This window comes from Burkholderia sp. 9779_493, assembly GCF_015712215.1.
GTDB lineage: Bacteria > Pseudomonadota > Gammaproteobacteria > Burkholderiales > Burkholderiaceae > Burkholderia > Burkholderia cenocepacia.
Map to the genome: position 1 here is coordinate 164,508 of NZ_JACCQA010000007.1, position 26,266 is coordinate 190,773.

Genomic DNA, 26,266 nt, shown 5'->3' on the forward strand with positions numbered 1-26,266 from the left:
GATGACGCTTCGAGGAATCGTCTGGCTCGCGGTCCTGTTCGCGATCGCCGCGGCGCTCGCCACCGTCGGCCGTTTCGACGCGGGGCAGGTGCTGCTCGTCTATCCGCCGTACCGGATCGACGTGTCGCTGAACCTGTTCGTGATCGCCATCGTCGTGCTGTTCATCGTCGTGTACGCACTGCTGCGCATCGTGCGCAATATCTGGCGCATGCCGCAGCGGGTCGCCGCGTATCGGGCGCGTGCGCGCAACGAGAAGGCGCAGGCATCGCTGCGCGATGCGATCGCGAACCTGTACGCGGGCCGCTTCTCGCGTGCGGAGAAGGCCGCGCGTGAAGCGCTGACCGTCGACGCGAACCTGGGCGCCGCGAGTCTCGTCGCGGCCACCGCCGCGCACCGGATGCACGAGTACACGCGCCGCGACGACTGGCTGTCGAAGATCGACGCGCCCGAATGGCAGGATGCGCGGCTGCTCGCCGCCGCCGACATGCGCGCGGACGCCCGCGACGCCGACGGCGCGCTCGCCGCGCTGGCCGACATGCAGGCCGGCGGCAAGCGCATTCATGCGCAGCAGGTCGCGCTGCGGGCGCAGCAGCAACTGAAGAACTGGGCCGAGGTGCTGAAGCTCGCGAAGGCGCTCGAAAAGCGCGAGGCGCTGCATCCGGCCGCGGCGGTGCGGCTGCGCCAGCAGGCGGCGGAAAACCTGCTGCGCGAACGCCGGCACGATCCGGACGCGCTGCTCGAAGTGTGGCAGTCGCTGTCGCCGGTCGAGCGCCAGTCGCCGCGTCTCGCCGATCTCGCGGCCGAACTGCTCGTGCCGCTCGAGCGCCGCAACGAAGCGCGCCGCATCGTCGAGGACGCGCTCGCGCACAACTGGGATGCACGCCTGCTGCGCCGTTACCCGGACACGGCCGGCGCCGATGCGCTGCCGCTGATCCAGAAGGCCGAAGGCTGGAAGAAGGATCATCCGGAAGATGCCGACCTGCTGTTCGCGCTCGGCCGCCTCTGCCAGCAGCAGCAGCTGTGGGGCAAGGCGCAGTCGTTCCTCGAATCGGCGCTGAAGCTGGCCGACAACGAGGCGCTGAAGGTGCGGGCGCATCGTGCGCTCGCCCGTCTGTTCGAGCATCTCGGCGAAACCGACAAGGCCGCGAAGCACTACCGCGAAAGCGCGCTCGCGATCACCGTGGTGTGACGCGGCGCTGCGCCGCGCAGCCTAAAAAGCCCCGAACGCCGATCGGCCTTCGGGGCTTTTTTTGCCCGTAGCGAGGCGCGGGCGGCCCGTGGCGCGTTACGCGCCGAGCCTGCGCAGCAGGTCGTCCTCGCTCGGGACGAACCAGACCGATTTTCCGCGATTGCACTCGCGAACGAGCGCGCGCAGCGCTTCGCTGCGCGCGAGCCGGCGGTCGATGTCGCCGACCACGCCGAGCCGGACGCCGTAGTTGGTCAGCTTTTGCAGCACGGCGCCGGCCAGCCCGCTGTCGAGCCGGTAGAAGTCGTCGTGCAGCATGTCCGCGGCGACCGCGATCCAGTCGGCTTCATGCTCGTGCGCGAGCGCGACGAGATCGAGCGCGTCGCTTTCCCGTTGCACGAGGCCGGCGGAAGGATCGCGGACCAGCACGCGGCTGCCGGCGGCCTGAACGATTCGATGGGGCATGTCGAGCGTGTCCGTCGATGAGAGAAAAGTGCGCAGGGTGTCGCGTTGCCCGCGGATGAAGTGAGGCTGTTCGGGAAGAAACCGCACCTGCGCGTGCGGCACGAGGCGCGTCAGGCGATCCCGCGTGTCGCGGGAATCGAGCATCACGTCGCGGCCTCCGACGATCGCCAGCACGGGCATCGACAACGTGCGGAGCATGGTGTCGTCGAATACCGGAACCGGCTCGATGCGCGGCCGAAAGCCGCGATCGATGGCGCGCATCAGGGCGAGCGCGTCCCGTTCGGCCGGCGTCGATGCGGGTGGCAGGCGACCCAGCACGCACCGCCGCACGCATGCACGCCCGGCATCGCCGAGCAGCAACAGCGGCAGCGCCCACCACAGAAACGGCTTCTGCCTGCCGATGCCGGACGGGCAGAGCAGCGCGAGCCGGGTGACGCGCGGCGGCCGCCGCAACGCGAAGTCGAGCGCCGTTCGCGCACCGAGCGAGATGCCGACGAACGCGGCGCGCGACACCTGCAGGCCGTCGAGCACGTCGTCGAGCCACTGCGCATAGGCGTCGCCTGCGAGCGGCGGCCGCGCGGGCGCGCTCGGTCCCGCTTCGCCGATCACGTCGATCGCGTAGAGCCGGAAGTGCGTCGACCAGTCGGCCGCGTGATGCTGCCAGCTTGCCGCCGTCGTCTGTGCGCCGTGGATCAGCACGACCGGCGGCGCGTGTTCGGGGCCGCAGACGATGACGTGCGTCGCGCCATGACGCGTTTGCACGGTGACGCGCCGATGCCCGGCCGGCCAGTGCGACAGCGCGGCCGCGTACGCGGCGCGAATCGCACGGGCATGGCGGGGCGACTTGAAGATTGCGCTCATGTCCCGCTTTGCTGGAGCAGCATGTCGAGCGACGACATCAGCGCGGCCGTGTCCGCCGGTGTCGCGGTCACGATGATCTTGACCACGCTCGAGGCGGGATCGAACGTGACGTCGATTCGCACGGGGTCGACGTACGATGCGCGGCCTGACGCCATTGCGTGCAGCGACCGCGACAGGTACTGGTGCAGCGACTGCGACGCATCGGGAATGTCGACGATGCTGGTGACACGCACCGCACGCGGCGCGGGCGAGGCCGGCTCCGTCCGGGCGAACGCGGCGAGGTCCGCGTCGAGGATGCGGTATGCACGGCCGACCCGCGTCGCGCGCAGCTTGCCGTCGCGAATGAACCGCAGGACGGTCTTCGGATGGACGCGCAGGCGGGCGGCGGTGTCTTCGACGGTGTGGAACATGAATTGTAGGGTAGGAGATTCCTTTGACTGTCTTTATTGTTCCATATAAAAAGGACTATAAGGGAACAATTTTGTCATTAATGGGATGTCGCCGGATGGGCGAGACGTTCAGCCGATCCGGGGTGTGCCTGTCCGGAATCGAAAACGCCCCGGCGACCGGCAATGCCGGACGGCGGGGCGTATCGGGGAAAAACGGGCCGGAAATCGGCCGGCGTGTTCGATCGATCCGGGCGCGCGTTTACGCGCCGCGCGTCGTCACTTGTCGACGAGCCGTTTCGGCACCGACAGCGCCAGCAGCCCGCCGAGCACGAGGAACCCGGCCAGCATGTACATGCCCGCATCGTTGGCGCCCGTCACCTGCTTGAGCCAGCCCATCAGGTACGGACTCAGGAAGCCGGCGAGGTTGCCGATCGAGTTGATCATCGCGATGCCGGCGGCGGCCGCCGCGCCGCCGAGGAACGCGGTCGGCAGGCTCCAGAACAGCGGTAGCGTCGTCAGGATGCCGATCGTCGCGAGCGTGAGGCCGAGCATCGCGAGCGCCGTCTGGTGCGCCCAGATCACCGACAGCACGAGGCCGATCGCGCCGATCGCGGCCGGAATCGCGAGGTGCCAGCGGCGTTCGCGGTGCTTGTCCGCGCTGCGCGCGATCAGGATCATCGCGACCACCGCGGCCGCATACGGAATCGCGGACAGCAGGCCGATCATGAACGTGTCGGTCACGCCCGTCGCCTTGATGATCGTCGGCAACCAGAAGCCGACGCCGTACAGCCCCATCACGAACGAGAAATAGATCAACGCCATCAGCCACACGCGCGGGCTCGACATCACGGCGCCGAGCGGCAGGTCCTCCTTGGTGGCTTCCTCCGCGTCGACGTTGCGGGCGAGCAGCGCCTTTTCTTCGTCGGTCAGCCACGTCGCCTTCGCGATCCGCTCGTCGAGCGTGAAGAACACGAGCACGCCGGCGAGCACCGACGGGATGCCTTCGAGCAGGAACAGCCATTGCCAGCCGTGCCAGCCGCTGACGCCGTCGAACGCCTTCAGGATGAAGCCCGAGATCGGCCCGCCGATCACGCCGGACAGCGCGACGGCCGTCATGAAGAACGTCGTCATCCGGCCGCGCCGGTGCGCGGGATACCAGTAGGTGAGATAGAGGATCACGCCGGGGAAGAAGCCCGCTTCGGCGACGCCGAGCAGGAAGCGCATCACGTAGAACATCGCGGGCGTCGTGACGAACATCGTCAGGATCGAGATCACGCCCCACGTCGCCATGATGCGGGCGATCCACACGCGGGCGCCCACCCGGTGCAGGATGATGTTGCTCGGCACCTCGAACAGGAAATAGCCGAAGAAGAAGATCCCCGCGCCGAGCCCGTACACGGTATCGCTCAGGTGCAGGTCGCTCGCCATCTGCAGCTTCGCGAACCCGACGTTCACGCGATCGAGATACGCGACCACGTAGCACAGCAGCAGGAGCGGCACGAGCCGCCACGACACCTTGCGGTAGGTTGCTTCCTCGAATGCGCCGGACGAGCCCGGCAGCGACTGCGTCGATGTTGCCATGTTGTCTCCTGTCGATCCGGATGAGCGCTTGCGCGATTGCCTGGATCGGATGCACCGCTGTCCTTGTAGTGGCCGGATCGGGCGCGGTGATGCCCGATCCGGTTTCGTGCGAAGCAATACGGGGCGATCGTGCGGCCGGGTACGACTAGATGCAGCGTCCGCCGTCGACTTCGAGGCAGACGCCGGTGATGAATTCCGCTTCGTCGGATGCCAGGTAAAGCGCGGCGTTCGCGATGTCCTGCGGCGTCGAGAAGCGGCCGAGCGGGATCGTCGCGAGGAAGCGGCGGCGATTGTCCGGGGTGTCCTCGCAGCCCATGAACTCGGTCATCAGCGCGGTTTCGCCGAGCACCGGGTTGATGCAGTTCACGCGGATGCGGTCGGCGCCGAGCTCGGCCGCGAGCGATTTGCTCGCGGTGATCATCGCACCCTTCGTGCTGTTGTACCAGACGAGGCCCGGGCGCGGCCGCACGCCGGCCGTCGACGCGACGTTCACGAACACGCCGCCGCCCTGGGCGCGGAAATACGGGACGAAGGTTTGCACACACCAGAACAGGCTTTTCATGTTGACCGCGTACACGCGGTCGAATTCGGCTTCCGTCACGTCGAGCACGGGCTTGTTGCGGTGCGTGGTACCGGCGTTGTTCACGACGATCTGCACCGCGTGGAAATCGTCGAGCGCGGCCTGCAGCAGCGTGCGCCAGTCGTCCTCTTTCGACACGTCGCCGGCCACCGCGATCGCCTTGCCGCCCGCGAGCGCGATCTCGCTCGCGACGCGCTCGGCCGCCGCGCTGTTCAGGTCGTTGACGACGACGTTCGCGCCTTCGCGCGCGTATGTCTTCGCGATGCCTTCGCCGAACCCCGAGCCGCCGCCCGTGACGATGGCCGTCTTGCCGGTCAACCGCATGGTGTGTCTCCTGTGCAGGTAGTGCGAGTCGTCGTGTGTCGGCGGGCGGCCGGGTGCTAGCGGCCGCCCGTCGCGTGCCGTGCGTTCAGCCGTGCCGGATCGCGATCGTCTTCAGCGCGGTGAAGCCGTACAGCGCCTCGAAGCCTTTCTCGCGGCCATGGCCCGAATGGCCGACGCCGCCGAACGGCAGCTCGACGCCGCCGCCCGCGCCATAGTTGTTGATGAACACCTGACCCGCGCGCAGGCGCCGCGCAAGACGCATCTGGCGCGCGCCGTCGCGCGTCCAGATGCCCGCGACGAGGCCGTACGGCGTGCCGTTCGCGAGCGCGACGGCTTCGTCCTCGTCGACGAAACGCATCGCCGCGAGCACCGGGCCGAACACTTCCTCCTGCGCGAGCCGGTGCGACGGCGGCACGTCGCGCAACAGCGCGGGCGCCTGATAGAAGCCGCTTTCGGGCGCATCGGCGACGACCTGCCCGTGCGCGGCCATCGGAATGCCGTCGTGCTGCGCGTCGGACAGGAAATCCCACACGCGTTGCTGCTGCTTCGCGTTGATCAGCGGGCCGCAATCGAGATCGGCGCGGCTCGGGCCGACGCGCAGCCCGTTGAACGCGGTGGCGAGACGCTCGACGAGCGGCTCGTACACCGCGCGCTCGATCAGCACGCGGCTGCCGGCCGAGCAGGTCTGCCCGCCGTTCTGCACGATCGCGGACACGAGCACGGGCAGCGCGGCGTCGAGGTCGGCATCGGCGAACACGATTTGCGGCGACTTGCCACCGAGTTCGAGCGTGACCGGCACGTGGTTCTCGGCGGCCATCTGCGTGACCAGCTTGCCGGTGGCCGGCGAACCCGTAAACGAGATGTGGTCGATGCCCGGATGGCGGGCGAGCGCGGCGCCCGCTTCATGGCCGTAGCCGGTGACGATGTTGAGCGCGCCGGCCGGCAGCCCGGCCTCGACGGCGAGTTCGGCGACGCGCAGCACGGACAGGCACGCGTCCTCGGCCGGCTTGACCACGCACGCGTTGCCGGCCGCGAGCGCCGCGCCGACGCTGCGCCCGAAGATCTGCATCGGGTAGTTCCACGGCACGATGTGGCCCGTGACGCCGTGCGGTTCGCGCACCGTCAGCACCGTGTAGCCGGCCTGGTAGGGGAGGGTTTCGCCGTGCAGCTTGTCGGCCGCGCCCGCGTAGAACTCGAAGTAGCGTGCGAGCGCGGCTGCATCGGCGCGCGCCTGCTTCAGCGGCTTGCCGGTATCGCGCGCCTCGATCGCGGCGAGTTCCTCGATCGAATCGGTCACGCGCGCCGACAGCCGCATCAGCACGCGGCCGCGCTCGGCGGCGCTCGCGGCGCCCCATGGGCCTGCGAATGCGTCGCGGGCCGCGGCGACCGCGCGCTCGATGTCGGGCGCGGTGCCGCGCGCGATCGTCGCGAACGGCTGGCCGTCGGACGGATCGACGACCGGGATGGTTTCCAGTTGCGCGGGCAACGTCCATTCGCCCGCGATGAAGTGCTTCGCTTCTTCCATGTCTCCTCCTGTCGACCCGAGTTAGCGCTTCAGCGGTTACTCGGGTCCCATGCATCGCTGTCGACCCGAGTTAGCGCTTCAGCGGTTACTCGGGTCCCATGCATCGCTGTCGACCCGAGTTAGCGCTTCAGCGGTTACTCGGGTCCCATGCATCGCGGTCGACCCAGGTTAGCGCTTCAGCGCTTGCTCGGGTTCCATACCTTGTGATTGACGTGCAACGCAGCCGGCCCGACGCCCGGACATCCGGAACGATTATCGCGCCGATCGTCATCCGGACGCCACCGGTCGATTGGCTATAATGGCGCATTCCTTTTGGGGGACGCCCGCGGCGGCATCGGCCGCGGCGCCCTGTCCCGAATTCCCATCGACCTACAGAGAGTGCTCATGAGCTTCAATCATGTTCCGGCCGGCAAGGACCTGCCGCAAGATTTCAACGTGATCATCGAGATTCCCGCGCAAAGCGATCCGGTGAAGTACGAGGCGGACAAGGAACTGGGCCTCCTCGTCGTCGACCGCTTCATCGGCACGGGCATGCGCTACCCGGTGAACTACGGCTACATCCCGCAGACGCTGTCGGGCGACGGCGATCCGGTCGACGTGCTGGTGATCACGCCGTTCCCGCTGCTGGCCGGCTCGATCGTGCGTTCGCGCGTGCTCGGCATGCTGCAGATGACCGACGAGTCGGGCGTCGACGCGAAGCTGGTCGCGGTGCCGCACGACAAGATCTGCCCGATGACGGCGAACCTGAAGACGATCGACGACGTGCCCGAATACCTGAAGGACCAGATCAAGCACTTCTTCGAGCAATACAAGGCGCTCGAGAAGGGCAAGTGGGTGAAGGTCGAAGGTTGGGCCGGCATCGAAGCCGCGCACAAGGAAATCACCGACGGCGCCGCGAACTACAAGAAGTAAGCGGCGTGCCGGCCGACGGCCGGTTCGTACGGAACGCAAACCGCGCGCGTCTCCTCAGGAGGCCGCGCGGTTTTGTTTTGCGCGTGCGGTTTTCCGGCGGGCCGGCGGGGACGCAGGCAGGGGCGGGGTGACCGGTGCATTCTTCGCGCGTTTCGCGCGCGGCGGGGCAACGGACGGAGCGGTCGCAGCGGCGGCTTTCTTGGCCGCTGGACGGCGCCGGGCCGGTGCGGAAGCGGCCTCGTCGCGTACGCTCGCGGTCGGCTTGCCGGCAGTGGCCGGTACCTTCCTTTTCGACGACGCGGAAGAGGGCGAGCCGGTTTTCTTTACCGGTGCGCCACGCGACGAGGTCTTTTTTGCAGCAGCGTTGCCGTCGGCTTTTGCACGTTTCGCGTCCGGTGCGGCTTGATTTGATTGCGTCGACTTCGACTTCGACTTCGACGCTGGTGTGCCCTTTGCGGGCTTCGCCGTCTTCGCGGCCGTTGCAGACCCGGCAACTTTCCCGGCCTTCGGCTTTTTCCCGGCGACCTGTTCCGTTGCCGCAGCCTTCGCCGCATCGCCGGTGTTTTCCGTCGGCTCTTTCTTCCGCCCGCGCGCCGTGGCCTTCGTCCCGGCCGTATCTCCGCGCTCGTCGAGCGCGACCGCCGCCGGCAACACCGATTCCAGCGTACGCAAACCCGCCGCCAGCTCGCGCTTTTTCGCGGGCGTGAGCCGCTTCACCCAGTATTCGGCGCGCGACGCGCTCGACCGGTCGGGCAGCGGAAACGACGCGAGCACCGCGCGCGGCTTGCGCGAGCGCGTGTAGCGCGCGCCCTTGCCGGACGCGTGTTCGTCGAAGCGCGCGGCGACATCGGTCGTGATGCCCGTGTAGACGCTGTCGTCGGCGCATTCGATCAGATACAGAAACCAGGACATGGCGGAGCGGCGGGATGCGAAGCCGCCAGTGTCTCAGAAAAAACCGGCGTCAACGCCACCGGTCGCCGTGCCCGTCGCGAAAGCGGCTTGGCGCCGCGCCGAGTTCGCGCGTGAAGAAGCGCGTGAACGCGCTCGTCGAACGGAAGCCGACGCGCACGCCGATCTCGCCGATCGGCAACCGCGTATTGAGCAGCAGGTCGCGTGCCTCGCCGAGCCGCGCCTGCGCGACGAGCGCATGGAAGCCGACGGCTTCGCGATGCAGCCGCCGGCGCAGCGTCCAGCGCGACATCGCGAAGCGCGTGCACACGTGCTGCATCAGCGTATCGGTCGGCACGTCGGCGTCGTCGGCGGTGCGCAGCCAGTCGCGCACGCATTGCTCGACCGACGAGCCGAACGTCGAGCGGGCGCGCACGCGCTCGCGCGCGGCATCGGCGGCATGGCGCTGGATGCCGGCCAGCGGTGCGTTGTAGCGCTCGAACGGCGTGTCGATGTGCGCGGAGCGCAGCACGATGCGGTTGTGCGCGGCATCGAACGAGACCGGCGCACCGAGCATGTCGCGCAGCGCGGCAACGGGCGCGAACGCGCGGCCGGCGAATTCGGCGTCGTCGATGCGCACCTGCGGGTCGTACAGGCGCGCGAGCGCCGCGAGGATCGCGAGGTTCGCGAACGCGCTGCCCGCGTGCCGGCCGTCTCCTTCGTTCACGTAGTCGATCGCGATCGCGTCGCCGTTCTCGTGCGCGAAGACCCAGTCGACGTTGCCGATCAGCTCGCGATAGCGCAGGTAGCCGTGCAACGCGTCGCGCAGCGTCGCCGCGTTGCAGGTGATGCCGGCGAGCTCGGGAAACGGCACGAGCCACGGCACGACCTCCGGCGGCGGGCGATGCCACGACAGCGGCCAGCCGCTCGTCAACTGCATCGCGGCCACGTGCCGGTCGCCCGCGATGCGGCGCGTGTCGTCGGCGAGTTCGGCCGGCCCGATGCCGAGCGTCTCGTAAAGCGGTGCGGGATCGATGCCGTTCGCACGCGCGTCTTCGCACAGCCAGCGGTAGATCCGGACCGATACCGATTTCTGTTGCAACTCCATGTCTGTCTCCCTGTCGTCATGCCGTTCGGGTTTGTCCCCGCTGCGAGAGGTCAACGCATGCTCCTGCCGGTCAAGCGTGGTGACCGGTTGATTTTTAGACTCGGACGCTGGAGTGAGGCGACAAGTACAACAGAACGATTCTGGAGGATCAATGAAAACTTCGCTGTTCCGGTGTTCGACGATTGCGTCCGCGTGCGCGCTCACGGTCCTGCTCGCGTCGTGCGGTGGCGACGACATCCATGCGCCGACCGACCCCGACGCGGCAGCCGACCAGCGCGCGGCCGCGCTCGTCGCGCAACTGACGACCGACGAGAAACTGCAGCTCGTGCATGGCACCGGCATGCCCGCGCTCAGCCTGGGCGGCCCGTTTCCGGCCGACGCGCTGAACGGCGCGAGCTACATCCCGGGCGTGCCGCGGCTCGGCATTCCGGCCGTCAGCAGCGCCGATTCGGCAGGTGGCGTGAACGTGAAGAATGCGCGCGTGACCGCGCTGCCCGCGCCCGTCGCGCTCGCGGCGACGTGGGACCCGGCGCTCGCGGGCACCTACGGCACGCGCATCGCGCTCGAACTGCGCGCGCTCGGTTTCGCGGAAGGGCTCGGCGGCGGCGTGAACCTCGCGCGCGAGCCGCGCAACGGCCGCACCTTCGAATACATGGGCGAGGACCCGGTGCTCGCGGGCACGCTGAGCGCCGCGCGCACGCAGGCCACGCAGGCGCAGAAGGTGATCGCGACGATCAAGCATTTCGCGTTCAACGACCAGGAAACCAACCGGATGACGGTCGATTCGGTCGTCGACGAGCGGACCATGCGCGAGGCCGAGCTGCTCGCATTCGAGATCGGCGTGAAGGACGGCCAGCCGGGCAACGTGATGTGCGCGTACAACAAGCTGAACGGCGTGTATGCGTGCGAGAACCCGTATTTGCTGACGACGGTGCTGAAGAACGAGTGGGGCTTCAAGGGCGTCGTGCAGTCGGACTGGGGCGCGACGCATTCGACGGTCGCGGCCGTGCAGGCCGGGCTCGACGAGGAGCAGCCGGGCGCGGCCGACGACGGCAACGCGCCGCTCGGCTCGTATTTCAATTCGAAGCTGCGCGCGGCGCTGCAGGCCGGCAGCGTGTCGGTCGCGCGGCTGAACGACATGGTGCAGCGCAAGCTGCGCACGCTGATCCGCATCGGCGTGATGGATGCGCCGCCGAAGCCGGGCGGCGCGATCGACGAGGCCGCCGGCAATGCCGACGCGCTCGCGATCGCGCGGCAAGCGGCGGTGCTGCTGAAGAACGCGGCCGCGCCGGGCGACACGCAGCCGGTGCTGCCGCTGGCCGCCGGCACGCTCAAGTCGGTCGTCGTGATCGGCGGGCATGCGGACGCGGGCGTGCTGTCGGGCGGCGGCTCGGGTGCGGTGCCGGCGATCGACGGCAACGCGGTGACGACCTGCCAGCAACCGGCCGACACGCTGTTCGGCGGGTGCGCGACCTGGTACAAGTCCGCGCCGCTCGCGGCGATCCGCGCGAAGGCGCCGAATGCATCGGTCAGCTATCTCGACGGCACCGACGCGAACGCCGCGGCCAGCGCGGCCGCGCAGGCCGATGTCGCGATCGTGTTCGCCACGCAGTGGCAGACGGAGGGGCTCGACCTCGCGAGCCTGTCGCTGCCCGATGCGAAGGCGGACCCGTCCAACCAGCAATACGACCAGAACGCGCTGATCGCCGCGGTCGCCGCGAAGGCCAAGCGCGTGATCGTCGTGCTCGAGAACGGCAGCCCGGTGCTGATGCCGTGGCTCGCGAACGTGCACGGCGTGCTGGACGCGTGGTATCCGGGCGCGCAGGGCGGCCAGGCGATCGCCGACCTGCTGTTCGGCGACGCGAACCCGTCGGGCCGGCTGCCGCTGACGTTCCCGAAGCAGGAGGCCGACCTGCCGCAGCCGACGATCGATCCATCGAACCTGCGGAACGTCTATGCGGAAGGGCTCGCGTACGGCTATCGCTGGTTCGACGCGAAGGCGATCGAGCCGCTGTTCCCGTTCGGCTACGGGCTGTCGTACACGACGTATGCGTTGTCGGCGATGTCCGCGCAGGCCGACGCAGCGGGCAACGTGACGGTCGGCGTGACGGTGACGAACACGGGCGCGCGCGCCGGTACGCAAACGGTGCAGATCTACGCGGCGCTGCCCGCGTCGCTCGGCGAGCCGCCGAAGCGGCTCGTCGGCTGGACCAAGGTCGCGCTGCAGCCGGGCGAGGCGCGCACGGTCAGCATCGCGGTGCCGGCGCAGCGCTTCGCGGTGTGGGATGCGAGCGCGCACGCATGGCGGATCGGCGCGGGCACGTATGGGCTGTCGGCGGCCGCGTCGTCGCGTGACCCGCAGGCGCTGTCGCAGACGGTGACGCTCGCCGCGCACTGAACCGGCGACGATCGTGCCGTATGCGGCGAGGCCATGCGTGGCTTCGCCGCATGCCGGCGCGCCGGATCGCGCTAGCCGGTGCTGCGCCGGAACGGATCGTGTTCGCGCAGTTCGTCGACGTATGCGTGGATATGCGCGGTCTCGCGTTCGAGAAAGCGCGCGACCGCGTCGGAAAACGCCGGATGCGCGAGCCAGTGCGCGGAATGCGTGACGGTCGGCAGGAAACCGCGCGCAAGCTTGTGCTCGCCCTGCGCGCCGCCTTCGAACGTGTCGAGCCCGGCCTCGATGCAGAATTCGAGCAACTGGTAATAGGCCGTTTCGAAATGCAGGCAGGGCACGTGCTCGATGGCGCCCCAGTAGCGTCCGTACAGCGTGCCGCCGCCGTGTTCGCCGCGCCGGTACACGGCGAGCGCGCTCGCGATCGGCTGGCCGTCGGCTTCCGCGATCACGAGCAGCAGGTTCTCGGGCATCGTCGCGCCGATCGTGCGGAAGAAGTCCAGGTTCAGGTACGGGCTCGAATAGTGCTCGCGGTAGGTCTGCCGGTAGCAGCGCGAGAAGAAGCGCCAGTCGGCGTCGGTGATGCGGTCGCCGGTGAGCCGCCGGAAGGTCACGCCCGCGTCGTGCACCTTGCGCCGCTCCGCGCGGATGTTCTTGCGCTTCTTCTGCTCGAGCGTGCCGAGGAAATCATCGAAGTGCCGGTAGCCGTCGTTGAGCCAGTGGAACTGCACGCCCTCGCGCAGCATCATCCCCATCGATTCGAGCAGCCGCGCTTCGTCGCCGGTCGGGAACAGCACGTGCAACGACGACACGTCGCTCTGCTCGGCGAACGCGAGCAGCGTGGCCGCGAGCCGGCGGCGCGCGTCGTCGTCGGCCGCGAGCAGCCGCGTGCCCTGCACCGGCGTGAACGGCACCGCGCACAGCAGCTTCGGGTAATAGGGCAGGTCGTTGCGCTGGTACGCGTCGGCCCACGCCCAGTCGAACACGTATTCGCCGTACGAATGCTGTTTCGCGTAGACGGGCGCGGCGGCCGCGAGGCGGCCGGTGCCCGCGTCGGTCAGCGTGACGAAGTGCGGCGACCAGCCGGTGTCGTCCACCGCGCAACGCGCGACGTGCAGCGCGTCGAGGAATTCGTGGCGCAGGAACGGCGTGGGCTGCGCGTCGCGCGCGAGCAGTGCGTTCCATTCGTCGGCCGGCACCTCGGCGGGGGACGACAGGATGCCCGTGCGATAATCGATGCGTTCGTGTTTCAAGCGTGAATCCGTACCGTTGGATGTTGCCGGATGCGGGCCGCCGTGGCCCGCGCCCGGATCGATTTCGTCAGCCGTTCAAGGCGCGCCGCCGGGTTGCGCCGCTCCCGCCATGAAGACCCGACTCGCTCTCGCCCAGATCAACGTCACCGTCGGCGATTTCGCCGGCAACGTCGCGCGGATCGTCGCGGCCGCACGCGCCGCGCACAACGATGGTGCGCAACTGATGGTCGCCCCCGAACTCGCGCTGTCCGGCTATCCGCCCGAAGACCTGCTGCTGCGGCCCGCGTTCTACGCGGCCGCCGCCGCCGCGCTCGACGCGCTCGCCGACGCGCTGAAGGCGTTCGACGGGCTCGCGGTGCTGGTCGGCCATCCGTTGCGCGGTGCGGGCAGCGGTGCGGGCAGCGGTCCGGGCGCGTCAGCCGTCGATGGTAATGCAAACCGCCCGATCGAGCGCGGCGTGCCGCCCACCGACACCTTCAACGCGGTGTCGCTGATCGTCGGCGGCGAGATCGTCGGCACCTACCGCAAGCAGGACCTGCCGAACGCCGAGGTGTTCGACGAGAAGCGCTACTTCGCGACCGACACCGAGCCGCTCGTGTTCGAGCTGAACGGCGTGAAATACGGCGTGATCATCTGCGAGGACGCGTGGCATGCGTCGGCCGCGCAGATCGCGAAGGCGGCCGGCGCGCAGGTGCTGCTGATCCCGAACGGCTCGCCGTATCACCTGAACAAGGAGGCGGTGCGCATCGACATCCTGCGCGCGCGGATTCGCGAGACCGGCTTGCCGATGGTGTACGTGAACCTCGTCGGCGGCCAGGACGAGCTCGTGTTCGACGGCGGGTCGTTCGTGCTCGACGGCGCGGGCGCGCTCGTCGCGAAGATGCCGCAGTTCGACGAAGGGCACGCGATCGTCGAATTCGATGGCGCGCGGCCGCTGCCCGGCGCGATCGCGCCCGAGCTGTCGACGGACGCGCAGGTGTATCGCGCGCTGGTGACCGGCGTGCGCGACTACATCGGCAAGAACGGTTTTCCCGGCGTGCTGATCGGGCTGTCGGGCGGCGTCGATTCGGCGCTGGTGCTGGCCGTCGCGTGCGATGCGCTCGGGCCCGAGCGCGTGCGCGCGGTGATGATGCCGTCGCGCTTCACGGCCGACATCTCGACGACGGACGCGGCGGAGATGGCGCGGCGCGTCGGCGTGCGCTACGACGAGATCGCGATCGCGCCGATGTTCGATGCGTTCCGCGCCGCGCTCGCCGGCGAATTCGCGGGCCGCGCGGAAGACGCGACGGAGGAGAACATCCAGGCGCGCATCCGCGGCACGCTGCTGATGGCGCTGTCGAACAAGTTCGGCTCGATCGTGCTGACGACCGGCAACAAGAGCGAGATGGCGGTCGGCTACTGCACGCTGTACGGCGACATGGCCGGCGGTTTCGCGGTGATCAAGGACATCGCGAAGACGCTCGTGTACCGGCTGTGCCGCTATCGCAACGCAACGGCCGACTACGGGCTGCGCGACGTGATTCCCGAGCGGATCCTGACGCGCGCGCCGTCGGCCGAGCTGCGCGAGAACCAGACCGACCAGGACAGCCTGCCGCCGTACGACGTGCTCGACGCGATCATGCGGATGTACATGGAAGAAGACCGGCCGCTCGCCGAGATCGTCGCGGCCGGTTACGCGCAGGCCGACGTCGAGCGCGTGACGCGGCTCATCAAGATCAACGAATACAAGCGCCGCCAGGCGCCGATCGGCATCCGCGTCACGCATCGCGCATTCGGGCGCGACTGGCGCTACCCGATCACGTCACGCTTCACCGAACGGCTCGATTGAGCGGTGCTGGGCCGGATGCGGCCCGCCGGCTTACAATCGGGATCGCGATTTTTCATCCAAACGAGCATTGAGGGACAACCATCATGAAACGCATCACCGCCATCATCAAGCCGTTCAAGCTGGACGAAGTCCGCGAAGCGCTCGCCGAAGTGGGTCTCACGGGCCTGACCGTGACGGAAGTGAAGGGCTTCGGCCGCCAGAAGGGCCATACCGAGCTGTATCGCGGCGCCGAATACGTCGTCGACTTCCTGCCGAAGATGAAGATCGAGGTGGTCGTCGCGGAAGCGCAGGTCGATCAGGTGATCGACGCGGTGATCGGTGCGGCGCGCACCGGCAAGATCGGCGACGGCAAGATCTTCGTGTCGGACGTCGAGCGCGTGATCCGCATTCGCACCGGCGAAGAGAACGAAGCGGCCGTCTGAGCGCCGCATTCGTCGATTGGCGCGGCAGGCTCGAGCCGGCCCGCCAAGAAAAAACGGTGCGGATACCCGTCTGGGTACCGCACCGATACGCGCCTCTCGCAGCAGCGTGGAAAGTGTTGTCGAATCGTTCTTTGACGGCGCCTGATCAGAACAGGTGCTGGATACCGGCGTAGACGCCGGTCTGGCTGCCGCCCGGATGCGGGTTGCCGGTCGACACGGCGGTGCCTGCATTGTTCGCGTTCAGGCCGAAGTTGGCCGTCGCGCTGTTGCGCACCGTCGCGACCTGGACGTCGAACAGCGTGCGCTTCGAGATGTTGTACGAGCCACCGACCGTATAGATGTTCGCGTTGCCGCCGCCGTGGTTCGCGTTCACGTGATACACGGCCGCGATCAGCGCCGCTGCCGGCGTGGCCTGCCACGTCACACCGCCCCAAACCTGCTGGGTGCTGGTAATGCCGTTGTTCTGCGGGACGATGCCAGTGCCGTCCGCGTGAGAAGCCTGATAGGCAGCCTGCAGCTTGAATTGGCCGAGGAACACGTTCACGCCCGCGAAGTACTCGCGCGAGTGATTGAATACGTCGTTGAACCGGCCGTTCGCATCTCGCACTTCGTCATAGATACCGCGCAGTTGGAACAGCGAGTTCGTATAAGTGATTTGGGCGCCGGCGGCACGGCCGTCCTTGGTCGGATCGGTGTTGCCGTTGAAGCTGGTCGAGTTCGAGAACGAGAACTGGCCGTAGAAGTCGAGGCCGTACAGCGACGGCGACTGGTACGACACGTTGTTGCTGGTCTTGTTCCAGTTGCGGCCGCGTACCAGCGAGGCCGTCGACCAGGCCGACTGGCCGAACGGGTCGAAGTCCCACACGCCGTTGGCGATCGCGAGCTCGCGACCCAACAGCAGCGTACCGTAGCGGTCGTTCGAGATACCGACGGTCGCGAAACGATCCCAGATCGAGCCGCTGAAGCCGCCGTTCATCGTGTTGAACGCACCTTCGAGGTGGAACAGGATCTTATTGCCGCCGCCGATGTCTTCGCTGCCCTTCAAGCCCCACAGGCTCGTGCCCCAGTCGCCGCTTTCCGCGCGCACTTGGTGGCCGTTTTGCAGGCCGTTCAGGTACTCAAGGCCTGCGTCCAGGCGGCCATACAGCGTGACGCTGCTCTGTGCGTGCGCCGTCACCACCCCAGCAGCCATCAGCGCGGCCGCGACCAAAGCTTTCTTCATCGTCTCCTCCATACCCTGTCAAAAAGTCAACCCAGAACTGCACGAGATGCCCGGCGCGGCACGCACCGGGCAAAAGCGGGATAACCAGGGAGACCTCGTGCAGGGCCGGTAAGCGCGGCACGCGGGCAAGCGGACGGAAAACCCGTTGAGCGGTCCCGCGCAGCCGGGTCGGCCTGCGGGTCTCCTTGTAGTGTCGTGAAGCTAAACTACATTTCACGAACTTCGTTTTGCTACTTTGGTTACTAATTTAGCAAAAATACAATTTTGTGGCGATGGAAATCGTTGTTTGACTAACCGCTGTCGCCAAATTGCCATGCAACACGGTGCGCGACAGCGGACCCAAGGGTTCCCGATTACCGGAAAACCCTTGTGCCACAAGGGAGACATGGATTCCGCGGGCGTGGGTCAAGGATTGCCACTATTGACGTTCCAAAGGCGCCGGCGTAAGCGCGAAAGTCGCGAAATTGGTAAGTATTTCGTAATGATTCGGGCGATTGCCGTCAGCGCCGATCGACGCTGGCGATGCCCGTCCCGCCACGCGCCGCGCTTAGTCGGGGCTCGGCCGCGCGTCGAGCAGCTGCGCGCGAATCCAGCGGTGCGCATCGGTGCGCGCATGCTTCGCGTGCGAGTAGATTTTCACCGTGTAGCGCGGGATCTCGAATGGTGCGGGGAAGATGCGGATCGGCGCTGCATGCCGCAGCGCCTGCGCGGCGCGGTTCGGCACGGTCATCAGGAGTGCCGACTCCGCGATCACGAACGGCGCGGCCAGCACGGTCGGCAACTGCACGGCCACGTGCCGTGCGAGGCCGAGCCGGTCGAGCACGTAGTCGACCACGCCGCGCGACTCGTTCCACGGCGTGACGACGACGTGGCGGGCCGCCAGATACTGGTCGAGCGTCAGCCGCCGGCGGATCTCCGGATGCGCGGCGCTCGCGATCACGACGTAGTCGTCGGAAAACCAGTCGAAATCCTCGATGCCGGGCGCGTCGGCGGCCGTTTCCTCGTGGTAGCCGAGCGCGAAGTCGATGCGGCCGGCCGCGAGCGCGTCGACGGAAATCTTGCGGTCCGAATGCACGACGCGGATCCGCAGGCGCGGCGCGACGTGCTGGATGCGGGCCAGGAACGCCGGCAGTACCGCGAACGCGGTGTAGTCGGTCGCGGCGAACACGAACGTCCGGTCGCTTTGCGCGGGATCGAAGCGGCGTGCGCGGGCGAGCCCCTTCGACATCGCGTCGAGCGCGTCGCCGGCCCACGTGGCGATGTCGTCGGCGCGCACGGTCGGCTGCATCTCGTTGCCGAGGCGCACGAACAGCGCATCGCCGATCGCGTCGCGCAGCCGTGCGAGCGCGTGGCTCAACGCCGACGGGCTCAACGCGAGCTCGTGCGCGGCCGCCGCGACCGACCGGTGGCGATACAGCGCGTCGAATACGAGCAGCAGGTTCAGGTCGAGGCGGCGCAGATCGGGATGCATCATGTTCAGGTCTGGATGAAGAAACTGCACTTCCTGCAGGCAGGACGTGAACGTAGCATGCTGGTTCGAACGGCGCCAGCGCGGGTGCGCGGCGCCGCTTTCCCGTTTCATATCCGGGCCGGAGGAGGGCTCAACCCGTGCAAATCGATATCCGTTCCGCCACCGTCGCCGACGTGCCGCTGATCCTGCGCTTCATCACCGAACTGGCCGTCTACGAGAAGGCCGAGCACGAAGTCGTCGCGACGCCCGCATCGCTCGAACGCAGCCTGTTCGGCGAAGGCTCGCCGGCGCGTGCGCTGATGTGCGAGGTCGATGGGGAGCCGGCCGGCTTCGCCGTGTATTTCTTCTCGTATTCGACGTGGCTCGCGCGGCAGGGGTTGTATCTGGAGGACCTGTACGTGTCGCCCCGTTTTCGCGGCGCCGGCGCGGGGCTGCGGCTGCTGAAGGCGCTCGCGCGGATCGCGGTCGAGTCGGGCTGCGGGCGTTTCGAATGGAGCGTGCTCGACTGGAACGAGCCGGCGATCCGCTTCTACGAGCGCGTCGGCGCGGCGCCGCAGAGCGAATGGGTGCGTTACCGGCTGGCGGGCGACGCACTGCGCGCGTTTGCCGACGGCACGCCGGTGAGCGCCGCGTAAACGCGAAACGGGCGCCGCGCGGCGAACCGCGAGGCGCCCGTTCGGGCGTCGTGCGTGACGGACGCGTTACTTGAGGCTGCCCGACAGGAACCCGCGCAGGCGTTCGCTCTTCGGATTGGCGAACACCTCGGCCGGCACGCCTTCTTCCTCGACGCGACCCTGGTGCAGGAACATCACGTGATTCGACACGTTGCGCGCGAAGCCCATCTCGTGCGTGACGACGATCATCGTGCGGCCTTCCTCGGCCAGCTTCTGCATCACCTTCAGCACTTCGCCGACGAGCTCCGGATCGAGCGCAGACGTCGGTTCGTCGAACAGCATCACGTCCGGATGCATCGCGAGCGCCCGCGCGATCGCCACGCGCTGCTGCTGGCCGCCCGACAGATGCGACGGATACTGCTTCTCGACGCGCGGCGCGAGGCCGACCTTCTCGAGATACTCGCGCGCGCGGTCTTCCGCTTCCTTCTTCGGAATGCCGAGCACGTTCACCGGGGCTTCCATCACGTTCTCGATCACGTTCATGTGCGACCAGAGATTGAAGTGCTGGAACACCATCGACAGCTTGGTGCGCACGCGCTGCAGTTGCTTCGAGTCGGCCGCGCGCAGCGCGCCCGTCTTGTCGAGCGCGGTGCGTACTTCCTCGCCGTCGACGAAGATGCGGCCCGCGTTCGGTTGCTCGAGGAAGTTGATACAGCGCAGCATCGTGCTCTTGCCGGAGCCGGACGAGCCGATCACGCTGATCACGTCGCCCGAGTTCGCCTTCAGCGACACGCCTTTGAGCACCTCGTTGTCGCCGTACCGCTTGTGGAGATCGTCGACGAAAAGCTTCTGGGTCTGGGAATTCATCAATAGTCCTGCGAAAACTTACTTGCCTTGCGGGCGCAGATACGCGAGCCAGCGGCGCTCGGCCTGGCGGAACAGCCACACGAGCGTGAACGAGATCACGAGGTAGAGCAGGGCGGCGATGCCGAACGCGTGGAACGACATGTAGGTCGCCGAGTTCACGTCGCGCGCGATCTTCAGGATGTCCGGCACGGTCGCGGTGAAGGCCACCGTCGTCGCGTGCAGCATCAGGATCACTTCGTTGCTGTAGAGCGGCAGCGCGCGGCGCAGCGCCGACGGCAGGATCACGCGGCGATACATCGTGAACGTGGACATTCCGTATGCGCGCGCGGCTTCGATCTCGCCGTACGACGTCGCCTTGATCGCGCCCGCGAAGATTTCGGTGGTGTACGCGCAGGTGTTCAGCGTGAATGCGAGCAGCGTGCAGTGCATCCCGTCGCGGAAGAACGCGTCGAGCATCGGCGTGCCGCGCACGGCCTGCAGGCTGTAGAGGCCTGTGTAGCAGAGCAGCAATTGCACGTAGAGCGGCGTGCCGCGGAACACGTACGTGTACAGCCACACCGCGCCCGACAGCCACTTCCGCTTCGACACGCGCGCGACGGCGAGCGGCACCGACAGGCAGAAGCCGAGGCCGATCGACACGACCAGCAGCCACAGCGTGATCGCGACACCGGTGATGCGATAACCGTCGGTGTAGAGATAGTTGCGCCAGTATTCTTGGATGAGTTCGATCATAGGTCAGCCTTGCGGACACCGGTCGAGTAGCGCTTTTCGAGCCACATCAGCACGAAGTTCGAGATCGTCGTGATGGCGAGGTAGACCGCTCCCGCGATCAGCGTGAAGAAGAAGAACCGCAGCGTGCCCTTGCCGGCGTCCTGCGACGCCTTCACGACGTCCGCCAGGCCGATGATCGACACGAGTGCGGTCGACTTCACGAGCACCTGCCAGTTGTTGCCGATGCCCGGCAGCGCGAAGCGCATCATCTGCGGGAACATGATCCGCGTGAACACCTGCCAGTTCGTCATCCCGTACGCGCTGCCGGCCTCGAGCTGGCCGCGCGGCACGGACAGGAATGCGCCGCGGAACGTCTCGGTGAAGTACGCGCCGTAGATGAAGCCGAGCACGAGCACGCCGGCGAGGAACGGGTCGATGTCGATCTGGTCCCAGCCGAGTGCATCGGTCGCCATGTTCAGCCAGATCTGCAGGCTGTAGAACAGCAGCAGCATCAGCACCAGATCGGGGACGCCCCGGATCAGCGTCGTGTAGATGGTGCCGACGCCGTTCGTCACGCGGTTGCGCGACAGTTTCGCGCCGGCGCCGAGCAGCCCCAGCAGGAACGACAGCGCAAGCGAAAGCACCGCCAGCTTGACGGTTTGCCAGGTGCCAGCGAGGATCAGCGGGCCGTAACCTTGTAGAAACATATGTGGTCCCTGGTGTGGTCCCTGAGGGCGCACGCAGTGCGCCGCGAAAGACGCGCCCGCCAAGCTGCGCGGAACGCCCCGTACGTATCATGACCGTCCGCCCCGGCAACGGTGCCGGGCCTGCCCGTCGCGCGAGCGGCGGGCAAGGGGGTGGGCGGCGCGTGGTTGACTGCCTGTACTGCGCGGCCGCGGGGCCGCCCCCGCATCCGCTGCTTCTCGTCGTCGGCGTTCAGCGGGCCGGCGCCGAATAGACGCTGAACGAGAAGTACTTGTGCGACAGCCGGTCGTACGTGCCGTCCTTGTGCATGTCGGCCAGCGCCCGGTTGATCTTGAGCTTCAGATCGGTATCTTCCTTGCGCAGGCCGATCGCGGTGCCGTCGCCGATCGTCTTCGGATCCTTCACTTCCGGGCCGGCGAACGCGAAACCCTTGCCGCGCGGCGTGCGCAGGAAGCCGTATTCGGCCTGCAACTCGTCCTGCAGCGTCGCGTCGAGGCGCCCCGAGCCGAGATCGGCATAGACCTGGTCCTGGTTCTGGTAAGGAATGATCGTCACGCCCTGCGGTTCCCAGTACGCTTTCGCGAAGGTCTCCTGCGTCGAGCCCTGCTCGACGCCGACGCGCTTGCCTTTCAGCGACGCGACCGTCGGCAGCAGCGGCGAGCCGGTCTTCGCGATCATCCGCGCGGGCGCGTCGTACACCTTGTCGGAGAAGTCGATCTGTTCGCGGCGCTTGTCCGTGACGGTCAGCGACGACACGATGACGTCGTACTTCTTCGCCTTCAGCGCCGGAATGATCCCGTCGAGATCCTGCGCCACCCACACGCATTTCACGTTGATCCGCTTGCAGATTTCCTTGGTGAGATCCACGTCGAAACCGACGATCTCGCCGCTCGGTGCGGTCGACTCGAACGGCGGGTAGCTGGCATCGACGCCGATCCGCACGGTCTTCCACTCCTTCGCGAAGGCGCTGCCCGCCACGAGGGCGAGGGCGGCGCACAGGGCGGCCTTCTTCATTTCCATCCTTCTGTTGCTGACTTTCCGGGGGCGCTCGCGGCCGGTCGGACCGGGCGCCGCGGCGTATTCTAGACGGCCAAAAATCGCCGATCGGCGCTCTGGCGCTGGCGGTCGCCGGAACGGCGAACGCCAAAAGGGCGGTATTTTACCCGAACGCGATATCCGGAAAACGGCAATCCGGCGCGATCGACCGATTCCTCGATTCGGCTGTTGCGGCAATCGTGGTATTCACAACGAATATTTTGGCAATTGTTTGCGCGGGTGCAACGATGCGGTGCGCCGGCGGCGGATTGTGGCGCTTTCGGTCTCCCCCTACAGTGGAGGTAAACCCGAACAGAACATCTGCGCCCCCGAGCGTCCTCCCCAATGTTCCAGATCTTGCGCGCCGAAGACCGCTGCCGCACGCGCCACGGCTGGCTCGAATCGAGTCACAGCTTTTCGTCCGCCTGCCACACCGAGCATGCGCCGGTACGTCCGCCCATTGGCGCGCTGTGCGTGTTGAGCGAGGACCTGATCGCACCGACGCGCGGCTTCGGGATGCAGCCGCGCCGCGACGTGGAGATCGTCACGTACGTGCTGGATGGCGCGCTCGCGCATCGCGACAGCCTCGGCTGCGGCGCGATCGTCCGGCCCGGCGGCATCCAGCGGATGAGCGCCGGCACGGGGCTCCAGCACAGCGAAACCAACGCATCGCGCGACCGGCCGCTGCATCTGCTGCAGATCTGGCTGCAGCCGGCCGAGCCGGGCGGGCGGCCCGGCTACGAGGAACGGCGCTTCGCCGACGACGAGAAGCGCGGCCGGCTCAGGCTCGTCGCGGCGCCCGACGGCGGCGACGGCGCGCTGTCGATGCGGGCCGACGCCCGCATCTTCGCGGGGCTGATCGACGGCGACGAGACGGCGGCGTTCGACGTGCCGGCCGGGCGCAGCGTCTATGTGCACGTGGCGCGCGGCGAGGTCGAGGTCAACGGCCGCGCGCTGGCCGCCGGCGACGGCGCGCGGATCGGCGGCGTGGACGCGGTGGCGTTCGCGCGCGGCCGGACCGCCGAGGTGCTGCTGTTCGACGTCGCCTGAAATGAAAAAGGGGACGCAGGCCGGTGCCTGCGTCCCCGTTCGAGGCCGCTGCGGGAGCGGCCCGCCGGCTTACTGCGCCGGCGCCGATGCGCCCTTGGCGGCCGCGCGGTGCTGTTCCCAGCGCTCCTTCATCTTCTCGTGGCGCTGTTCCATCTTCGCGAACTGCTGCTTGAGCGCCGTGCTGACCATCGTCTTCTGCGAGTCGTTCAGCCCGTTGTAGAACGTGAGCCACGCGGCGGACGTCTGCTCGCGCAGTTGCGCGTTCTGCGCCTCCGCCTGCTGGCGTGCCGAGTGCATCGCGCTCAGGTCGAGGATCGGCTGGTTCTGCTGTGCCTTGAACTGCTCGCGCATCTGCTCGTGGCTCTTGCGCATCGCGTCACGGTTCTGCTTCATCGTGTTGACGGCCGCCTGCCACTGCTGTTCCTGCGACGCGTTGAGCTTCAGCTGGTCGTGCAGTTTCATGATCGCGCCGAACGGGCCGCCTTCGTGCCCGCCGTGCATCCGGTGCATGCCGGGGCCGCCCGGCGGCGGCATGTCGTCGGGCGGCGCGGCATGCGCGGTGCCGAATGCGAGAGCGAGCACGGTGGCGGCCGCGATGGCCACGCGGGAAGTCTTCTTATACATTTCAGAAACTCCTTGTATCCAAAGGGTCCGGCGATGCGGCGCCGGGAAAGTCGGGTGCCGCATCCGGTAAGACGCAGGTTAGCGATGCAGGCCCCGGCGGGTGTTACGCGGGGTGGCGGCCCGGTTACCGAGCATTACAGTTCCCTTGCGCGGTAACCCGCAGTAACCCTTTCGTCCCTTTGTTTCGTTCTTCGACTCCGCCCTCGCGCGGTAAACTTCGAGCCATGACTACCCAGATCCTCATCGTCGACGACGACCAAGAACTCCGAGACCTGCTGCGCGACTATCTCGTGCGCCAGGGGATGGAAGTGTCCGTGCTGCACGACGCGGCGACGCTCGAGAAGCGCCTCGAGCGCGAGCGGCCCGACCTGATCGTGCTGGACCTGATGATGCCGGGCGTGGACGGCCTGACCGCGCTGCGCCAGTTGCGCGCGGCCGGCGACGACATCCCCGTGATCATGCTGACCGCGCGGGCGGACGACGTCGACCGCATCGTCGGGCTCGAGCTCGGTGCGGACGACTACCTCGGCAAGCCGTTCAACCCGCGCGAGTTGCTCGCACGCGTGCAGGCCGTGCTGCGCCGCCGCCGCGCGACGCCGTCGGCGGCCGCGCCCGAGCAGCGCGAGCCGTTCGCGTTCGGCCGCTTCCTGCTCGACTTCCAGGCGCGCACGCTGTCGGTCGACGGCAAGCCGGCCACGCTGTCGAGCAGCGAATTCGCGCTGCTGAAGATCTTCGTGAACCATGCGCTGCGCACGCTCACGCGCGAGCGGCTGCTCGAGCTGCTGCACGGGCCCGAGTACGACGGCACCGACCGCGGCATCGACGTCCAGGTGTGGCGCCTGCGCCGCATCCTCGAAACGGATCCGTCGACGCCGCGCTTCATCCAGACGGTCCGCGGGCGCGGCTACGTGTTCGTGCCCGACGGCGAGGCTCATGCGCAAACCCATTGATTCGCTGTTCGGGCGGCTGGCGCTGCTCGTCGTCGGTGTCCTGCTCCTGTCGCACTTCGCGTGGTTCTTCGCGATGCGGCTCGAGCGCAACCAGATGCAGACGCGTTACGCGGTCGAGGAGGCCGCGTTCCTCGTCGATGCGGTGCGCCAGCACGTCGAGCGCACGCCTGACCAGCCGTTGCCGTCGCGCGTGCGGCTCGTGGCGCCCGACAGCCCCGATGTGCCGAAGGGTGGCGATTCGGGACTGCCGCCGCCGCTGAAGCGGTTCCGCGACGACGTGAGCGAGCGCATGCCGCCCGGCACGCAGGTCGAGATCGGTACGCCCGGCCATCCGCCGGTGCTGTGGGTGAAGGAGCCGGCCGACCGCAACTGGATCGTGGTGCCGGTGCAGCCGCTGCGGCCGCCGCGCTCGCTCGACCGGATGCTGCTGTGGCTCGGCACGATCTTCTCGGCCGGCGTGATCGCCGCGCTGTTCGCGGCCTGGCAGTTGCAGCAACCGCTGCGCTCGCTCGCACGTGCGGTCGCGCGTTTCGGCCGCGGGCAGCCGGTGCCGCCGCTGCGCGAACGCGGCCCGCGCGAGCTGCGCCAGCTCACGCACGGCTTCAACCAGATGGTGGAACAGGTGTCGCAGGCCGAAAGCGATCGCGCGGTGATGCTGGCCGGCGTCGCGCACGACCTGCGCACGCCGCTTGCGCGGATGCGCCTGCGCGCGGAAATGATGGACGACGCACGGCTGCGCGACGGCGTCGTGCGCGACGTCGACTCGATGTCGCACATCGTCGACCAGTTCCTGGTGTTTGCGCATGGCGGCGCCGACCGCAGCGAGCCGGTGCCGGTCGACCAGGCGTGCGAGCGGATCGCGCGCAGCTATCGTGCGGTCGCGCCGAACGCGCCGGCGGTCCAGACGCGGCTGGAGGCCGATCCCGGCTTCCGGCTGCCGACGGCGACGCTCGACCGGATCCTGTCGAACCTGCTGGACAACGCGCATGCGTACGGCGCGCCGCCGGTGGTCGTCGAGACGGCCCGCACGCCGACGGGCTACGTGTTGTCGGTCAGCGACAGCGGTGGCGGCATCGCACCGCGCGACCTCGCGGCCGCCACGCGGCCGTTCGTGCGGCTCGACCCGGCACGCGGCGGGAACGGCCACAGCGGGCTCGGGCTCGCGATCGTCGAGCGGCTGGTGCTCAGGCTGGGGGGCGCGTGCGACATCGGCAATCGCCCCGAAGGTGGCCTGCGGGTATCGATGACGTTTCCGTTCGAGGCCGTGCCGAAGGACGAACCCCACGCCGAGGCCGCCTGA

24 protein-coding genes are annotated in these 26,266 nt (G+C 68.0%); 9 read left to right on the top strand and 15 right to left on the bottom strand.

Annotation, left to right across the window (positions count from 1 at the left end):
* The first annotated feature begins 1 nt into the window (after position 1).
* Entirely contained in the window at positions 2-1,189 is a 1,188-nt protein-coding gene (locus H0X95_RS09545) for a heme biosynthesis protein HemY (RefSeq protein WP_058901701.1), read from the top strand.
* Between the two features lie 96 nt (positions 1,190-1,285).
* On the opposite strand, the gene H0X95_RS09550 is transcribed toward H0X95_RS09545, so the two are convergent.
* The 5 genes from H0X95_RS09550 to H0X95_RS09570 form a co-directional block, all read right to left on the bottom strand.
* Positions 1,286-2,512 carry an alpha/beta fold hydrolase gene (locus tag H0X95_RS09550; RefSeq protein WP_006497166.1) on the bottom strand — a complete coding sequence of 409 codons (1,227 nt, stop codon included), beginning with the start codon at positions 2,510-2,512 and terminating at the stop codon, positions 1,286-1,288.
* Complete coding sequence (locus H0X95_RS09555) at positions 2,509-2,922, bottom strand: helix-turn-helix domain-containing protein (RefSeq protein ID WP_006489657.1); 414 nt, start codon at positions 2,920-2,922, stop codon at positions 2,509-2,511. Before H0X95_RS09555 ends, H0X95_RS09550 begins: the two co-directional genes overlap by 4 nt.
* Before the next feature lie 255 nt (positions 2,923-3,177).
* The gene (locus H0X95_RS09560) at positions 3,178-4,482 is read right to left on the bottom strand and encodes an MFS transporter (protein ID WP_006489648.1); all 1,305 of its coding nucleotides are present in this window, start codon (positions 4,480-4,482) and stop codon (positions 3,178-3,180) included.
* A gap of 145 nt (positions 4,483-4,627) precedes the next feature.
* Positions 4,628-5,386 (bottom strand): SDR family oxidoreductase, encoded by a 759-nt coding sequence (locus H0X95_RS09565; protein ID WP_058901699.1) that lies wholly within the window; start codon positions 5,384-5,386, stop codon positions 4,628-4,630.
* 85 nt (positions 5,387-5,471) lie between these two features.
* Positions 5,472-6,911 carry an aldehyde dehydrogenase family protein gene (locus H0X95_RS09570; protein ID WP_006497163.1) on the bottom strand — a complete coding sequence of 480 codons (1,440 nt, stop codon included), beginning with the start codon at positions 6,909-6,911 and terminating at the stop codon, positions 5,472-5,474.
* Positions 6,912-7,295: 384 nt separating this feature from the next.
* On the opposite strand from H0X95_RS09570, the gene ppa reads away from it, so the two are divergent.
* Positions 7,296-7,823 (top strand): inorganic diphosphatase, encoded by a 528-nt coding sequence (ppa, locus tag H0X95_RS09575; RefSeq protein WP_006489643.1) that lies wholly within the window; start codon positions 7,296-7,298, stop codon positions 7,821-7,823.
* Positions 7,824-7,877: 54 nt separating this feature from the next.
* On the opposite strand, the gene H0X95_RS09580 is transcribed toward ppa, so the two are convergent.
* Together H0X95_RS09580 and H0X95_RS09585 are read right to left on the bottom strand one after the other, a co-directional pair.
* Positions 7,878-8,735 carry a GIY-YIG nuclease family protein gene (locus tag H0X95_RS09580; protein WP_059721377.1) on the bottom strand — a complete coding sequence of 286 codons (858 nt, stop codon included), beginning with the start codon at positions 8,733-8,735 and terminating at the stop codon, positions 7,878-7,880.
* 49 nt (positions 8,736-8,784) lie between these two features.
* Positions 8,785-9,819 (bottom strand): helix-turn-helix transcriptional regulator, encoded by a 1,035-nt coding sequence (locus H0X95_RS09585; protein ID WP_006497160.1) that lies wholly within the window; start codon positions 9,817-9,819, stop codon positions 8,785-8,787.
* 151 nt (positions 9,820-9,970) lie between these two features.
* Here H0X95_RS09585 and H0X95_RS09590 point away from each other — a divergent pair, with 151 nt between their 5' ends.
* A complete protein-coding gene (locus H0X95_RS09590) occupies positions 9,971-12,217 on the top strand; it encodes a glycoside hydrolase family 3 C-terminal domain-containing protein (RefSeq protein WP_048985781.1) in 2,247 nt (748 codons plus the stop codon).
* A 71-nt stretch (positions 12,218-12,288) separates the two neighbouring features.
* Here H0X95_RS09590 and H0X95_RS09595 read toward each other — a convergent pair whose 3' ends face one another.
* Positions 12,289-13,467, bottom strand: a complete 1,179-nt coding sequence (locus H0X95_RS09595) for a GNAT family N-acetyltransferase (RefSeq protein ID WP_006489664.1) — start codon at positions 13,465-13,467, stop codon at positions 12,289-12,291.
* A gap of 109 nt (positions 13,468-13,576) precedes the next feature.
* Between H0X95_RS09595 and H0X95_RS09600 the strand changes: the two genes are divergently transcribed.
* Positions 13,577-15,295, top strand: coding sequence for an NAD+ synthase (locus H0X95_RS09600; RefSeq protein WP_006489649.1), 1,719 nt, complete (start codon positions 13,577-13,579; stop codon positions 15,293-15,295).
* Positions 15,296-15,378: 83 nt separating this feature from the next.
* Positions 15,379-15,717: a P-II family nitrogen regulator gene (locus H0X95_RS09605; RefSeq protein ID WP_006398637.1), complete on the top strand. Its 339-nt coding sequence runs from the start codon at positions 15,379-15,381 to the stop codon at positions 15,715-15,717.
* Positions 15,718-15,862: 145 nt separating this feature from the next.
* Here the strand turns inward: H0X95_RS09605 and H0X95_RS09610 are convergent, their stop codons facing one another.
* Together H0X95_RS09610 and H0X95_RS09615 are read right to left on the bottom strand one after the other, a co-directional pair.
* The gene (locus tag H0X95_RS09610) at positions 15,863-16,939 is read right to left on the bottom strand and encodes a porin (RefSeq protein WP_059721421.1); all 1,077 of its coding nucleotides are present in this window, start codon (positions 16,937-16,939) and stop codon (positions 15,863-15,865) included.
* Between the two features lie 547 nt (positions 16,940-17,486).
* Positions 17,487-18,413 carry a LysR family transcriptional regulator gene (locus H0X95_RS09615; protein ID WP_012492810.1) on the bottom strand — a complete coding sequence of 309 codons (927 nt, stop codon included), beginning with the start codon at positions 18,411-18,413 and terminating at the stop codon, positions 17,487-17,489.
* 134 nt (positions 18,414-18,547) lie between these two features.
* On the opposite strand from H0X95_RS09615, the gene H0X95_RS09620 reads away from it, so the two are divergent.
* A complete protein-coding gene (locus H0X95_RS09620; RefSeq protein WP_006489651.1) occupies positions 18,548-19,045 on the top strand; it encodes a GNAT family N-acetyltransferase in 498 nt (165 codons plus the stop codon).
* 66 nt (positions 19,046-19,111) lie between these two features.
* Here H0X95_RS09620 and H0X95_RS09625 read toward each other — a convergent pair whose 3' ends face one another.
* From H0X95_RS09625 to H0X95_RS09640, 4 genes are all read right to left on the bottom strand, one after another.
* Positions 19,112-19,891 carry an ABC transporter ATP-binding protein gene (locus H0X95_RS09625; RefSeq protein WP_006489654.1) on the bottom strand — a complete coding sequence of 260 codons (780 nt, stop codon included), beginning with the start codon at positions 19,889-19,891 and terminating at the stop codon, positions 19,112-19,114.
* A gap of 18 nt (positions 19,892-19,909) precedes the next feature.
* The gene (locus tag H0X95_RS09630; protein ID WP_006489646.1) at positions 19,910-20,623 is read right to left on the bottom strand and encodes an ABC transporter permease; all 714 of its coding nucleotides are present in this window, start codon (positions 20,621-20,623) and stop codon (positions 19,910-19,912) included.
* Positions 20,620-21,309, bottom strand: a complete 690-nt coding sequence (locus H0X95_RS09635; protein ID WP_034201477.1) for an ABC transporter permease — start codon at positions 21,307-21,309, stop codon at positions 20,620-20,622. Before H0X95_RS09635 ends, H0X95_RS09630 begins: the two co-directional genes overlap by 4 nt.
* Positions 21,310-21,538: 229 nt before the next feature.
* Entirely contained in the window at positions 21,539-22,321 is a 783-nt protein-coding gene (locus tag H0X95_RS09640) for an ABC transporter substrate-binding protein (RefSeq protein ID WP_059721420.1), read from the bottom strand.
* A 366-nt stretch (positions 22,322-22,687) separates the two neighbouring features.
* On the opposite strand from H0X95_RS09640, the gene H0X95_RS09645 reads away from it, so the two are divergent.
* Positions 22,688-23,392 (top strand): pirin family protein, encoded by a 705-nt coding sequence (locus H0X95_RS09645; protein ID WP_006497153.1) that lies wholly within the window; start codon positions 22,688-22,690, stop codon positions 23,390-23,392.
* Positions 23,393-23,461: 69 nt separating this feature from the next.
* Here the strand turns inward: H0X95_RS09645 and H0X95_RS09650 are convergent, their stop codons facing one another.
* On the bottom strand, positions 23,462-24,016 hold the full coding sequence (locus H0X95_RS09650; protein ID WP_006497152.1) for a periplasmic heavy metal sensor: 555 nt from the start codon (positions 24,014-24,016) through the stop codon (positions 23,462-23,464).
* Positions 24,017-24,240: 224 nt separating this feature from the next.
* Here H0X95_RS09650 and H0X95_RS09655 point away from each other — a divergent pair, with 224 nt between their 5' ends.
* Together H0X95_RS09655 and H0X95_RS09660 are read left to right on the top strand one after the other, a co-directional pair.
* The gene (locus tag H0X95_RS09655) at positions 24,241-24,966 is read left to right on the top strand and encodes a response regulator (RefSeq protein WP_006493394.1); all 726 of its coding nucleotides are present in this window, start codon (positions 24,241-24,243) and stop codon (positions 24,964-24,966) included.
* The gene (locus H0X95_RS09660) at positions 24,950-26,266 is read left to right on the top strand and encodes an ATP-binding protein (RefSeq protein ID WP_058901692.1); all 1,317 of its coding nucleotides are present in this window, start codon (positions 24,950-24,952) and stop codon (positions 26,264-26,266) included. The genes H0X95_RS09655 and H0X95_RS09660 overlap by 17 nt, the downstream gene beginning before the upstream one ends.